The sequence below is a fragment of the Telmatocola sphagniphila genome (assembly GCF_018398935.1).
In the GTDB taxonomy this organism is placed as follows: Bacteria; Planctomycetota; Planctomycetia; order Gemmatales; family Gemmataceae; genus Telmatocola; species Telmatocola sphagniphila.
Map to the genome: position 1 here is coordinate 1,888,865 of NZ_CP074694.1, position 13,448 is coordinate 1,902,312.

Below are 13,448 nucleotides of genomic sequence, written 5' to 3' on the forward strand. Positions count from 1 at the left end.
ACTTTTTGAATTAGCTTACATTCAATCCGAATGACTGTTCCCGACAGGCTATCCGACTCGCAATCGGAGCATCTGATTCTCTCCAGCGGTCATTCCCACCAACTGCCCGAGCGGAACTGCTAAGCTTGGCTCCCCGAGTGATCGGGAGGAGCTTTCGAAAGAGCCACTGCGCGACCGGTGCGCACTTAAAGACACCCAGGGTCTCCCCGTATGAAACCTTTCACTCTTCGTTTTGTCTCCTTCGCATTCGTGCCGCTGGCCACCGCCGCGGTCTGGTTCGTGCTGCCCGAATCGGCCCATTCCACCGCCACCGTGTTCGTGCTGGCCGGCCTGGCCACGGTGATCCTGGGCGGACTTGGCTGGTACTTCGGCGACCAGACCGATCGCTTGATCGACTGGGTCTACAAATTCCGCACCGATGCCCTGGGGGCCCTGCCCTTAGCCTCGGAGCAAACCCTCTTCGACGAAATTCCCAAGAAATTTCTGGAGTGCGATCAGAATCTGCGCACCACCCGGCAGGAGCACCGCAAGGATCTGGAGACCATCGGCCAGTGGATCGGTTCCCTGCAGGGGACCATGGGACTGGCCGCCCCGACTCTGTCGGAGAAGCAGAGTCCGATGGAGCTCTTGGCCAAGACCCTTCAGGATAGCGGCAAGCACTATCAATCGACCAAAGCCCGGCTGAACATGATGCAGAAACTGCTCTACGGCATGCCCTCGCCGACCATCATTACCGATGAACAGGGGCAGCTGAAAATGCTGAATCTCAAGGCGGAAACGCTGCTGGGGCTGAATTCGACGGCGATGACCTCGCTGAAGCTCGATGAAGTGCTCTCCAGCTCCGACTCCCCCATTTCGATCTGGCAAACCATCAAAGCCAGCGCGAGCGGACAATCGATCGGAACGCTGGTGACGCCCAAAGGCCCATTGCCGGTGCGTCTGGCCTTCCTCAAGATCCCCAATGCCGGCCGCGAACCCTTGATTTTCATTACCCTCTGGGAACGCCAGGCCGAGCTCGAGGAAATGGACGCGGCCGTCAAGTCGGTGCGCGAGACAACCACGCAGTTCATCCTCCGAGAGAGTCTGCTGGCCGAGCTGCCCCTGACCGAATCGCTGCAGGCCAAGTCCCGCCTGGTGCTGGCCGACATCAAGCAGAAGGCCGACCGCGACACGATCGTTTCGCGCTTCCGCGGCCTGCAGCAGGACCTAGATGCCCTCGGCATCCGGCTTCGCCTGCTGGAATGGCTCTACCGCAGCGAGTGGACCGTCCCGGTCGATCCCGAACTGAGCGAAGTCTCCGGGGAAGACGCCGTCCAGGAAACGGCCAAGCTCTTCGCCGGGGTGTTCGCCTCGCGCCGCCTGAATCTCAATGTGGTCAATCAGGGGGGCTGGCTGAGCGTCGATAAGGACACGCTGACCGCGGCCCTGATGGGCCTGCTCAATTTCGCCTGCAAGGCCAGTAGCGGCGATCGCCTGGAAGTCAAAATTGAAAAACTGCCGCCGACGCCGGAACTCACCGAAGGCTGGATGTGCTTCACCCTCTCGGGCGAATGGCAGCCGACCGTCTGGAACCAGACGGCCAGCATCGACTCCCTGAGCAATGAAGCGCTGATTGCGGACGCGACTTTGGGTCTGGCCGTGGCCAACCGGGTCGCCCGGCGCTTGCAAGGGGTCTGTCGGGCCGAGGAAAGTTCCGATTTCCGCCGCTGCATCAAGCTCTACGTGCCGACCCGACTGCCCAGTCCGATCACGACGGTTTCCGAAAACGAAGTGGGCCCCCGCGAAGAACTCTGTCTGGGCTGGAAGCTCGCCAGCGTTGTCTAAAGAGCCCCAACTTACGAATGCCATCCCCCTGGAGAATCGATCCATGAGTGCCGAGTTGAACGCCAGCCTCGATCAGCCGACCGAAGATGCCCTGCAGCTGGTTTGGAAAGAACAAGCCGATCTCAAAGCCGTCACGCTGTTGCGACGCTCGGGCATCACCGACGGAACGATCCATCGGACCATGTCGGTCGTCCACGGCACGCAGCCGTATAAGCACAACCACTACCACGACGAGGAGTTCTTCCGCGCCGACCCCGCCAAGGGAACCTTGAGTAATCCCTACGGCCAGCGCATGATGCGGGTCTCCGAGGATTTCGTGGTGGCCCTGCTGGGGGCTTTGGAAGACGAAGTCGGCCAGGGGGGCGCTCGCGAGATCATGTACAAGTGCGGCTTCCAGTGGGGCCTGCGCGACATGAAGCATTTTCTGCCGCGCATGCAGGCCGAGTTCGAAGCCGAACTGGACCGGCAGCGCATGGACTTCCTGGCGGAGACCTGGTGGTGGCCGTTGACCATCACCGGCTGGGGCACCTGGCGCTACGACTTCCGGCAGCGCGATAAGGGCCTGCTCTTCATCGAGCTGTACGAATCGGCGGTCGCCCAGTCGGTCGGCGATATCGGCTCGGTGATCTGCTACTTCTACGCCGGCCTGTTCGCTTCGACCTTCAGCGTCTTAAGCAAGCGGTCTCTCGGCTGCGTCGAGATGCAGTGCTACGCCACCGGCGAAGACTACTGCAAGTTCGTAATTTCCGACTACAAGAAAGTCGATGCCGCGGCGTTCTGGCGGGGCGAAGGAGCCACCGCGAGCGACATCATGAAACGCCTCCAAAACATGTAATTTCCGGAGAGACCATGCTCGATACATCCCGTTCGCTGCGACTGAAGGGCAATTTTTTCGCTCGTCCGGACTGGTTCCGCACCGACGTGACCCGGGGCGTGACCCGCAATCCCCTCGGGGAACGGGTCTGCACGCTGACCAGCGACTTTCTGCTCGGCTTTCGCGATGCCATGATCTACGAATGCGGCCCGGCCGCTTCGGCCGTTCTGAAATCGGCCGGCAAGCGCTGGGGCGGCCAGTTCGCCCACCGCCTCGATAAGGCGGTCAAGGAATTCTACGGCACCCCCTGGCGGGAATTGCAGCGCGGCGTGCAGATCACCGTGCTGACCGAAGCCTTCGCCGCGCACGGCTGGGGCCGGTTGTCGGTCGATTGGGAACGCTGGCCCGATTATCTGGGCGTGCGTCTGGAAAACTCGATCTATCCCGATCTGATCCTGCAGGCGGACAAGCCCTCGGACGCGCTGTTCGCCGGCTTTTTGAAATCGATTTTCGAATATCTGCTGGAAACGCAGCTGGAGTGCCTGCAGACCGATTGCCCCACCTGCGAAGCGACGGCGAGTGGTTTCGTTCTGGGTACGCCGGCGGCGATCCAGGACGTGGAAGCGCGGTTTGCGAAAACGTTGGGACGGGAAGGGACGCTGCGCGAAGTGCTCGCGTCCTGAAAGTGAATTGAGAACTTAACCTAAGGAATTTCCATGAATCCCTGGCTGATTACTCTCGTCAAGGACGCCAACGAGCGATTGCTGACCGAAAAGGAAGTGGAACGCTTTATTGCCTTTCTGGACACCCTGCCCGCTCGGATCAAGCTGAGCGAGGACCTGGAAAAGTTCGAGCCGGAAATCCTCGCGGCCCTGACCAAGGAACTGCCGGCGGCCTATCCCGACCGACCCGGCTACAGCCGCCTGGTGATTCAGGACGTCGTCGAATCGCTGCGGCACCTGTTCGTTTCGGTCTTCGTGGACGAACCCGAATTCCTGAAACTGCGCTGGACCGATTCGCTCGTGAGTTCGCTGCGGCAGTCGGGACTGGACGAGGAGTGGGCCGCCGACATTTACAAGGCGATCGACGAGAAACTCAAAAAGTTGCTGCGCGGCCCGTCGCTGGAACTATACCGGCCGGCCATGGATCAATTGCTCGACAGTCTGGTCGTTTCCGTAGCCGTCTAACCCCTTGCGGAGAATCTCATGCTTCTGTCCGTGATGACCAAACTCGATGGACGTTACCTCAAAAGCCGCGAACGCGCGGACTTAAAGGCCTACATCGGCACCATTCGCAACCGCCGCACGGCCTACGATGAAATCCGCCGCAAGGCGCTGCCGGTCGCCGAAGGCGTCATCGCCGAGCAGCGCAAACGCTACCCCGATTTTGCCAAGATCCGGCCGCAGGGCTTCGAGAAGGGAACCCGGGACATCCACTCCCTGACCAACATCGCCGCCAACATGATGCTGCAGGAAGCGACCGAATTCTACGACAGCATGTTCACCGAGTGGTACCGCACGATCCTCAAGGCGGTGCATATGTCGCCGCAATTTTTGCAGGACACCTTCAAGTCCTGGCAGGTCCAGCTCGAAGTGAATCTGACCGCCGACACGCACGCCCTGCTGCGGCCGTACGTGCAGCATCTGACCGACTTTCTGTTGAACGTGCCGGTCCCCGTGAAAGATGAAACCGGCCGCCGCTTGGCCCAGATTCCCGCCTCCGTCTAAGGAACTTTCCCATGAGCTTACTGCACCGCGCCCGCACCGCGTCGGGCGATCTGCACCGCCGCATCGAAAACACGCCGCTGGCCCAGCAGCTGGCCCGCGGCACCGTCGAGCGCGACACCTACCTGCGCCTGCTCGAAGTCCTCCTGCCGATTCACACGGCGGTCGAAGCGCAACTCGCGCATCCCCCCTTGAACGTTTTGACCAATCCGAATCTGCCGCGGCGAAGCCTATTAATCGCCGACCGGGCCGCGCTGGCCGCGCCCGCCGAGCCTTTCGAATCGGAGCATCTGTCCGCCTGGCAGGAGGCCCTGCAGGAGGAGGAAGCGGTCTCCCCCTGGGTCTGGGCCGGCGCCCTCTACGTCCTCGAAGGCTCCCGGATGGGTTCGCGGATGCTGGCCAAAACCGTGGCGGCGGCGCTGCAACTCCCCCTGCAGCCCGGGCTCGGTCTAGACTACCACCTCGCGGGGTTAAGCGACGGCGGCCAAACCTGGCAGGAATTCAAAGCCTTTTTGGAAAACGCCCCAGTCACGGCGTCGGAGAGCGACAGCTTCGCCCGCGGCGTCGGACGGACCTTTCAGGTGATGTTCGACGTCTACGAAGAGCTTTCGGGCGCCACCGCGGCACGATCTTGATTCCATGACGGGAAACGGAGAGCGGGATGAAACGGCTGCATTTGAAACCCCTCGGCGAAAACCTGCTGGTGGAAACCGGCGCGACTCTCCTGTCCACGCTGCTGAGCCGGCAGATGAACGTCAAAATGTCCTGCGGCGGCCGCGGCTTCTGTTCGACCTGCCGCGTCTCGATCAAACAGGGGATGGATCAGCTCTCCCCGATCGAGAATCGGGAACGCAAGACCCTCTCGCTGGTCGCCGGCGTCACCTCCGAATGCCGGCTGGCCTGCCAGTCGCGGGTCGAAGGCGAAGGGATCATCGTCGAAGTTCCCAAAGGGATGTACATCGAGCGGGCCGAGGATCTCCTGAGCCTGCTCGGCCAGCGCGCTCCGGAAAATATCCTGCACCCGATCCATGGTTCGATTCTGATTCCCAAGGACAAGATCATCACCCGCAGCCTGCTCGAACAGTCGCGCACCCTCGAGAAGGAAGTGGAGCGGATGAAGAACCGGGCCGTCGGGGCGGGCGAATCGGACAGCCAGCTGAATTCCTCCTCGATCTCGAATTTCCGGTTTATGGCCACCGGCAGCGGCCTGGCGCCCAGCCAGGGGCTCGACTCCTTCACCTCGACGTCGATTCTGAATCTGACCACCCGGATGGACTTTTCGAAGCACGCTTCGAAAACCGGGAATCCCTCGGCGCCGTCGTTCTCGATGCACTCGAGCGATCAGAAACTGCCGACGATCCATTCCGAAGAATCGACGCTGCCGCCCTACCTGACCCGCCCCGAACGCAAAGCCGTCGTCCTCGAGCCGGGCGCGACCGTGGGCAAGTTCCTGCTCCTCGAAGAGATCGGTAAAGGCGGCGTCGGCCTGGTCTATCGGGCCCTGCACACGAAATTGAAATCGATCGTGGCGATGAAGTTCCTGAAACCCAGTTCGCCCGGCGGCACCGGGGCGCTCCTGGAGCGCTTCGGCAACGAGGCCCGGCTCTTGGCCCAGCTCAATCACCCCAACGTGGTCCGCGTGCTGGACTTCGAAGACAACTCCGCCCTCCCCTACGTGGTCATGGAATTCGTCGATGGCAGCAGCGCCTCGGAACTGCTCAAACAGCAGGGGCGGCTGCCGCTGGCCAAGGTCCTGAGCATCCTGTCGCAGGCGACCCGCGGGCTGATGGCGGCCTTGCACCTGGGCATCATCCACCGCGACGTCAAGCCGGCCAACATCCTGGTCGACAAGCTGGGGATCGCCAAGCTGGTCGATCTGGGCCTGGCCGTGCAGATGCAATCGGACGACGGCACGGAACTGGGCAAGGGCCGCGGCGCCGAAGGGACCGCCGGCTACATGTCGCCCGAGCAGCTGCAGGACGGTTCCTCGATCGACCACCGCTCGGACATCTACTCGCTGGGGGTCACCTTCTATCACCTCTTGACCGGTCGCCTGCCTTTCACCGGCAGCAACCGCAACGAAGTCTTCTTCAAGCACATGACGGCGACGCCGACCGCCCCGCACGAGATTTGCCCGGATATGCCCGTGGAGGTCTCGCAGATCATTCTGAAGATGATGGAGAAGCATCCCCTCGATCGGCCGCAAACCTACGAAGAGGTCCTGGCCTTGTGGGACACGGTGGCAGGAAATGCCAAGGAACTGGTGCGCAGCGCGAAGTGAGCGGTGGGCCGGGCGAGAATCGAAAGAAACCACGGGGGAAACGAGGCGTCGTCGCGAAACGAGGGGCACCGGCGGGAGAACAGCCGGTCGACGAGCTGAAGAGGTGAGATAGAAGAACGGAGTTAGGTCATTTCAAGCGATTTCTATAGCCCTTTCCTTACTGGGGAAGCCGTTCGAGTCGCCTTAAAGACAAAACCTGATTCAAGATGTGGGACCGACGGCGCGGCCGGAGACGGAGAGGCGTTTTCCGATCAGCGCCCGTCGAATGCGCGGGGTATGGCGTTCGCAGAGATACCAGAAGGCCGCGCCGATCCCCAGCAACAGGCTCAAAAATCCCAGGTACTGCAGAACCGCCGGGAGATCGGGAAAACACTTCTGCGGCAGATAGAAGTGCGTGGCGATCAGAAGCACGACCGGGAAGTGAATGGTGTAAAGCGAGTAGGACAGGTCGGCGGCGGCGATGGCGATTTTCTCAAGTGCCGGTCCCAGAATCGGTATGCGCGGCCGCGGCCATTTGGCCAGGACCAGACAAAGTGTGGCGAAGGCCAGCCCGACGACCAGATCGCTCGAGACGCCCAGTCCTTCCTGCAGCCGCAGCGATTTGCTGTAGCCCAGGGACGCTCCAAAAAGCCCCAGCGTGACGAGGAGCGCAATCCAGCGGCGACGCGTCGAGAAGCGCGGCTGGATCCGGTAAACCAGAACGCCCAGTAACCAGATCAGATAGCCCAGCCAGATGCCCCGCGGCAACCCATAGGCTAACGCCGCGATCGCGCCCCCCGCGAGCAGGCGCCGCCCGAGGCCCGCCGGTTTCCCGGAAATTCCGAGCAGCAATGTGCCGAGCGGAAAGAGCACGTAGTACCAGAACTCGTTGGCCAGACTCCAGAGCGGGCTATTGGTTCCGAAGGTCGGCACCCCGATCGTCTGGACGAAGCCGAGATTCCCCAGGAAGGTGACCAGACTCGTCGAGTAGGACCCGTCGGTTCGGGGTCCGGAGGTCCAGAGCGGGGCGTATTCACCCTGGGCCACCTCGGGATGCGCCGAGAGCGTGTACGAATCGATCAGGTAGGTCAGGACCAGCGCCGGGAGAAGCACCCCCCAGAGCCGGGTCAGCCGCGTGGTGCCATAGGCCGCCCAGGAGAAGCGGTCCCCCGCTTTGAGCACCGAGCCGCCGACGAACATGCCGCTGAGGACGAAGAAGACCATCACCGCTTCGTGGCCGAGCCCGGTGAGGCCGTAGAGCAATTTTTGGAAGAGCGTCGGGGCGGTCAATTCGGCGTAGTCGACCAGCGCCACCGCCCGCAGGTGCCCGGCGCAGACCAGAATGGCACTGAGCCCCCGGACCAGATCCAGCCAGATATAGCGCTCGTCCTGTTTCATGCTTGGGAAAAAGAGGCGAGCGAAAGAGGAACCCGCGAGGGACCCCGCGGCCCTTCGCCCGAAACGGCGAAAAAGCCGCCCAGCGAGAAGACGGGAACGCGGCATCCCGTCAGTGGGAGAAAGAGTTAGGAAAAAAATCGTCGACTACTTGGCTTCGGCCTTCAGATCGGCTTCGACCATCATGCGGACCAGTCCCGGGAAGTCGACCTTTCGTTCCCAGCCCAGTTTTTTGCGGGCCAGGCTCGGATCGCCGATCAACAGATCGACCTCGGCGGGGCGCAGATACTTCGGGTCGACTTCGACGTACTTCTGCCAATCCAGATTCACGTGATCGAATGCCAGCTCGACGAATTCCTGAACGCTGTGGGTCTCCCCCGTCGCGATCACAAAATCGGTCGGCACGTCCTGCTGCAGCATCAGCCACATCGCCTGCACGTAATCGCCGGCAAAGCCCCAGTCTCGCTTGGCCTGCAGATTGCCCAGGGAGAGTTTTTGCTGCTTGCCGAGCTTGATGCGGGCGACCGCATTGGAAATTTTGCGGGTGACGAATTCGAGGCCGCGACGGGGGCTTTCGTGGTTAAACAGAATCCCGGAAACCGCGAACATGTTGAACGATTCGCGATAATTGACGGTGATCCAGTGCCCGAAGACCTTGGAGGCCCCGTACGGACTGCGCGGATAAAAGGGCGTCTCCTCGCGCTGCGGAATCTCCTGTACTTTGCCGAACATTTCGCTCGACGAGGCCTGGTAGAAGCGGGGCGACTGCCGCGAGTAGCGGATCGCTTCGAGGATGCGGTTGACCCCGACGGCGGTCATTTCTGCGGTGGCGAGCGGCATATCCCAGCTGGCGGTGACGAAGGACTGCGCGGCCAGGTTATAGACTTCCGAGGGCTGAATCGATTCGATGAGGTTGGCCATCGACGATTGATCGAGCAGATCGGACGGGTGCACGGTGAGGCGATCGAGAATATGTTCGATGCGGCTGAGATTGGGCGTACTGGAGCGGCGGATCATGCCATGGACCTGATAGCCCTTCTCCAGCAGAAATTCGGCCAGGTAGGAACCGTCCTGGCCGGTGAGGCCCGTGATCAAAGCGATTTTCTTCTGCGATACTGCCATGGGATCTCTCAATCTCCGGAAATCGTACCAGGTCTTCCAAACGGCGCTTCGAGGGACTTTTCAGAACTTCGCGGGGCGGTTTGCCGAGTCTCCTTCGGATTTTACAAAACCCCGCGGAGAAGTCTTCCGACGCGGCAGAGATTTCGGGGGAAGGGCCAACCGAAAGGAAGTGCGAGGGGAGTTTCGCAAAGCGAAGCCCGGGGAAGATGCCTTAAGCGCTCGGCCAGCCGTCGCGTTTTTTCAGCGGGCGGGCCGGATTGCCGACGCAGACCATCCCGGCGGGAAGAGAGGAGAAGACCGAGGCGCGGGCGCCGACGACGCAGCCGCGACCGATCGTCACGTTGGGACCCACGAAGGTATCGGCGGCCAGCCAGACATCGTCCTCGACGGTGATCGGCGGCCGCAGAAGCGGCATATGGGGTTGCGTAAAATCGTGGCTGCCGGCACACAGATGAGCCAGCTGACTGATCGTCACCCGTGCGCCGATTGTGATCGGCCCCAGGCAGTACAGAATCGCCCGATCGCCGACCGAGGAATTGGCTCCGAGGGTTAAATTCCAGGGGATTTCGATTGTGACGGTCGGTCGAATCCGAGCTGTGCGATCAATCTGGGCCCCAAAGAGTCGCAACAGAGTGTTCCGCCAGCGATAGCACCCGCGCGGGCTGCACCCAAACAGCGTCGATTGCACGAGGCCCCAGAGGGCGCGGGCGATCTTTTCCCGGAAGGTCCAGGGGCTGATATGGCGACGGTCGGCCGGATCGGGGGGGGACATCTATTTCGCAGTCTTTTCTTGCAGCCGCAATTCGTGGAATTTAGCCAGCGAGATAAAATCGTACCAGGCCATCAGCCGGCACATCACGAAGCCGGCGTAGCCGTCCCGGAAGCCGCCTTTGAGGAGATAGCCGTAGAGAAATCGCAAGAGCGGCCGAAAGGGCATTTTTCGGGTTTTGGCTTTCAGCCAGCGCTTGCGGGCGATCGGCCCGCCGAAGAGCGAAGGCTTCACGCCCCCCTCGTCTTTGGCGAGCATCGCGTGCGCTTCCCAGGTCGAGTAGCGATTGTGTTTTTCGACCCAGACGCTCAGATTGGGATAGGCGTAGTGCAGAAAATCGTGCTTCAGATAACCCGCCTCCCCGGTTTTGAGCACGATGTGCTCGTGGACTTCATTGTCGCCGGAGCCGGTCTGGCCGAGATTACCGATCCGCTCGTACCGCCCGAGGGCATGCTTGAACAGTCGCACGTTATAGGAGGGGTAATAGCCGCAGTGCTTGATCCACTGTCCGAGGAACATGAAACGGCGGTTGAGCCAGTAGCCATCGCCGCAGCCGTTGCCGGGGGGATATTTTCCGGTGACTACCTGTTCGATTTCCTGCGCCAGTTCCGGCGTCATGTACTCATCGGCATCGAGGATCAGCACCCATTCGTTGCGCCAGGAGACCTGTTCTAAGGCCCAATTTTTTTTCTTGGGCCAGCCTTCGGCGGAATAGTGAAACTGGTAGACCTCGGCGCCGAGGGCTTCCGAGAGAGCCACCGTCTGATCGGTCGACTGGGAATCGACCACGACGATCTGGTTGGCCCACTGGAGCCGGCGTAGACACTCCTCGATGTTCGACTGTTCATTTTTGACCGGAATCAACACGCTGACCGGAACGTTCTTAGGCGGCCAGGGGATCGTCGAATTCGCTTCAGGACTAGACATCGATCCAAACCATTTCAACTATTGGGGGCGGTAACACTGGGAGAAAGAGGCCTCGAACCGGAGAACGTTGGGGGTGCGGCCCCTCAGCGGCGGGCCTGCGCGACGACCGAGCCATACAAGTCTTCGAATTGACCGATGACCCGGTCCCAGGAATAGCGCGAGGTGACTAGCTCCCGTCCGGCCGGTCCCATGGTCTGGCGGGCCTGGGGGTTCGAAAGAATTTTATCGAGGGCCCCGGCGATCTGATCCGCATCGAGATCGGTGACATACCCGGCTCGAGAGGATTCCACTTCGGGGAAATGGCACGCTTTGGTGATCACGACCGGAATTTGGGCGGCAAGGGCTTCCAGAATCGCCACGCTGAAACCTTCCTGGCGGCTGGGGAGAACAAACACCGCCGCGCCCAAGAGGGCCGTCTGCTTCTGTTCGCCATACAGGGGACCGGTGAGAACGACCCGCTCCGTGAGGTTCCGAGACGCGATCAGTTTTTCGAAATCCGCCCGCGCGCCGTCGTCCGGACCCGCGACCACCAGCTTCAGAGACGGATGCGCGGAGGCGATCTTCGCAAAAGCTTCGACTAGATAATCGAGGCCTTTTTTGAAGTGCAGCCGACTTAAAAAGAGCAAGAACGGGGCCACGTCGCCCAGGGCGTAGCGCTGCCGGAAATTCGCAAGGGCCAAATCGCTCGGAGCCGCGGCAACCTCGATCCCGTTGGGGATAATGGCCGCTGGAGCCGTAATTCGGAGAGTTTTCGTCAGATCGGCCTCGTCCGAGTTGAGAAAATGGATGGCCCCGGCCTGATCCAGAAAACGCTTGACCACCAGTTGCAGAAACAGCTTCTTTTTCAGGCGCTTCTGCGACAAACTCCAGGGATCGAGCATGCCGTGCGGTGAGAGAACATAGGGTTTCTGGAGTTGGCGGGCCGCCCGAATCACCTGGAGTAACGGACGATCCCAGACCCCGTGCAGATGCACCAGATCGAAAGACTGAATCCGCGTGCTCTGGAAACCCGGGTTCCAGAAAAAGTCCCACCAGCGGCTGGGGGAAAGCTTCTGTGCTGTTTCCAGGTCCGTAGTGGGCACGATCTCGGCGGCCATCGCCGCCTGCAGTCCCCGCCGCTGTTGTTGGGCCACCAGCGACCGAACCGCGGAAGCCGTTCCGCCCGTGGACGGATCCAGAGAATGCACGACGTGCAGGACTTTCATCGCCGCCTCCCCTGGCTCTGGCCGGGACAGGGTGGCTTACGCCGAGGCATGCGGATTCCGGGGAGCATTCAGCTGCGGATTCACAAACTCGAAAAACAGAACGCCGAGATAGGCGAACAAAAAGGGAAAGAGCACCAGACTGGTGATGTCGCGGCCCATATTGAAGGTCAGCCCCAGCCCGATCAAAAACAGGGCCAGCCGGTGCTGCAGATAGCGCTGACTCCAGAGCTTGGCGAGGATCTGCACCCAAATTCCCATCAGGAGCGCCGCGGCGGCCGGCCCGAGGATATCCCCAAAATTGCAGACCCCCTGTCCGATCATGCCGCGCGAGATGGTCGCAAACACGCCGTGGTCTACACCGGACCCGCCGAAGCCGCGCATGATCGCGTAGTTGATCCCGATCATTGGCTTATCTTTCCAGATACCCCGAGGCACGAACGCGGCCAGCTCGGCCAGATAGGACTCCCCCCATTCCTCGGTCATGACCCGGGTCGTCAGGAACGATCGGATATAGCAGAGTTCCTCGAACATATTGACGTCGGTGCGGTTCTCCGGTCCCGCCTGCACCTGCGGCTCGCTATTGAGAGCCTTGACGATCGAGGCGGAACCCTTTTCGCGATTGCTTTGAATGAACGCAAACCAGCCGGAAATCACAATCAGCAGCGTGGTCAGAATGACCGCTTTTTTCGCGAAGGCGTCCCGGGAGATAAAGATGTAAGAGAAGACGCCCGGGAGGATCACCGCCAAAATCCCGCTGCGAGCTCTCTGAAAGAGATAGGCCTCGATTGCAATCAGAAATAAGATCAAAGACAGGTAACGCAAATTGCTGGAATAGAAGGTGACGAACTGAATCCCCAGCATGCCGACGGCGGCCACGTGACAGTAGCCGCAGATGGAGATCAGAAAGTCGAATTTGGTACCGACCGCGCCGCGCGACCAGATGAATTGCGGATCGCTCGAAAGCGGTGGAAAGAAAATCGAGAAGAAATCCCCGTCGAGCATCCATAAGCCGATCAGCGTCAGGAACGCCCAGACCGCGAAGACGCTTGTGAAGACTTTTTTCTCAAAGTCGAGGCGCTGCTGTTCATCGACGAAAAAAAGGTTCGCCTCCGGATTCCTCTCGTACTCCGGCAGGAAAGCCAGATAGCCCCGAAAGACCAGGAGGAAGGTCAGCACTTGCAGCAGGGAGCCCTCGACGAGGTCGAAGCCGAACTTGAGATTGTAGTACAGGATCCCGTTTTGCGTGATCTCGTAGAAATACCAAAAGCCGATGGTAAAGTAGACGATCAGCGCCGGCCGGCTCCAGGTCCGGTCCAATTTTCGGACGGCCTCCACGACCAGCAGCACCAGAACAAAGAGGTTCAGCAGAAAGAAGGCATTGAACTCGAACATAGTCACCTGAGGTCGG

Annotated in this window: 13 protein-coding genes; 7 read left to right on the forward strand and 6 right to left on the reverse strand. The window is 60.8% G+C overall.

Features of this window, described 5'->3' with window-relative positions; all coding sequences use genetic code 11:
• The first annotated feature begins 210 nt into the window (after positions 1-210).
• From KIH39_RS07575 to KIH39_RS07605, 7 genes are read left to right on the forward strand one after another with little or no spacing between them, the layout of a single operon-like run.
• Positions 211-1,824, forward strand: a complete 1,614-nt coding sequence (locus KIH39_RS07575) for a PAS domain-containing protein (RefSeq protein ID WP_213498726.1) — start codon at positions 211-213, stop codon at positions 1,822-1,824.
• Positions 1,817-2,659, forward strand: a complete 843-nt coding sequence (locus KIH39_RS07580) for a V4R domain-containing protein (RefSeq protein ID WP_213498728.1) — start codon at positions 1,817-1,819, stop codon at positions 2,657-2,659. Before KIH39_RS07575 ends, KIH39_RS07580 begins: the two co-directional genes overlap by 8 nt.
• A gap of 14 nt (positions 2,660-2,673) precedes the next feature.
• Positions 2,674-3,321 carry a hypothetical protein gene (locus tag KIH39_RS07585; RefSeq protein ID WP_213498731.1) on the forward strand — a complete coding sequence of 216 codons (648 nt, stop codon included), beginning with the start codon at positions 2,674-2,676 and terminating at the stop codon, positions 3,319-3,321.
• Positions 3,322-3,354: 33 nt separating this feature from the next.
• Positions 3,355-3,825 carry a hypothetical protein gene (locus KIH39_RS07590; RefSeq protein WP_213498733.1) on the forward strand — a complete coding sequence of 157 codons (471 nt, stop codon included), beginning with the start codon at positions 3,355-3,357 and terminating at the stop codon, positions 3,823-3,825.
• Positions 3,826-3,843: 18 nt separating this feature from the next.
• Positions 3,844-4,365 (forward strand): globin family protein, encoded by a 522-nt coding sequence (locus tag KIH39_RS07595; protein WP_213498735.1) that lies wholly within the window; start codon positions 3,844-3,846, stop codon positions 4,363-4,365.
• Between the two features lie 11 nt (positions 4,366-4,376).
• Positions 4,377-4,997, forward strand: a complete 621-nt coding sequence (locus tag KIH39_RS07600; RefSeq protein ID WP_213498736.1) for a biliverdin-producing heme oxygenase — start codon at positions 4,377-4,379, stop codon at positions 4,995-4,997.
• A gap of 26 nt (positions 4,998-5,023) precedes the next feature.
• On the forward strand, positions 5,024-6,643 hold the full coding sequence (locus KIH39_RS07605; RefSeq protein ID WP_213498741.1) for a serine/threonine protein kinase: 1,620 nt from the start codon (positions 5,024-5,026) through the stop codon (positions 6,641-6,643).
• Positions 6,644-6,844: 201 nt separating this feature from the next.
• Here KIH39_RS07605 and KIH39_RS07610 read toward each other — a convergent pair whose 3' ends face one another.
• The 6 genes from KIH39_RS07610 to KIH39_RS07635 all read right to left on the reverse strand — a co-directional run bounded on the left by KIH39_RS07610 (position 6,845) and on the right by KIH39_RS07635 (position 13,432).
• Complete coding sequence (locus KIH39_RS07610) at positions 6,845-8,020, reverse strand: acyltransferase family protein (protein ID WP_213498742.1); 1,176 nt, start codon at positions 8,018-8,020, stop codon at positions 6,845-6,847.
• A gap of 144 nt (positions 8,021-8,164) precedes the next feature.
• On the reverse strand, positions 8,165-9,139 hold the full coding sequence (gmd, locus tag KIH39_RS07615; protein WP_213498743.1) for a GDP-mannose 4,6-dehydratase: 975 nt from the start codon (positions 9,137-9,139) through the stop codon (positions 8,165-8,167).
• Positions 9,140-9,350: 211 nt separating this feature from the next.
• Positions 9,351-9,911: a WcaF family extracellular polysaccharide biosynthesis acetyltransferase gene (locus KIH39_RS07620; RefSeq protein ID WP_213498744.1), complete on the reverse strand. Its 561-nt coding sequence runs from the start codon at positions 9,909-9,911 to the stop codon at positions 9,351-9,353.
• Positions 9,912-10,835, reverse strand: a complete 924-nt coding sequence (locus KIH39_RS07625) for a glycosyltransferase family 2 protein (RefSeq protein WP_213498745.1) — start codon at positions 10,833-10,835, stop codon at positions 9,912-9,914.
• Positions 10,836-10,918: 83 nt separating this feature from the next.
• The gene (locus KIH39_RS07630) at positions 10,919-12,040 is read right to left on the reverse strand and encodes a glycosyltransferase (protein WP_213498746.1); all 1,122 of its coding nucleotides are present in this window, start codon (positions 12,038-12,040) and stop codon (positions 10,919-10,921) included.
• Between the two features lie 36 nt (positions 12,041-12,076).
• The gene (locus KIH39_RS07635; RefSeq protein WP_213498748.1) at positions 12,077-13,432 is read right to left on the reverse strand and encodes a hypothetical protein; all 1,356 of its coding nucleotides are present in this window, start codon (positions 13,430-13,432) and stop codon (positions 12,077-12,079) included.
• Between the last annotated feature and the right edge of the window lie 16 nt (positions 13,433-13,448).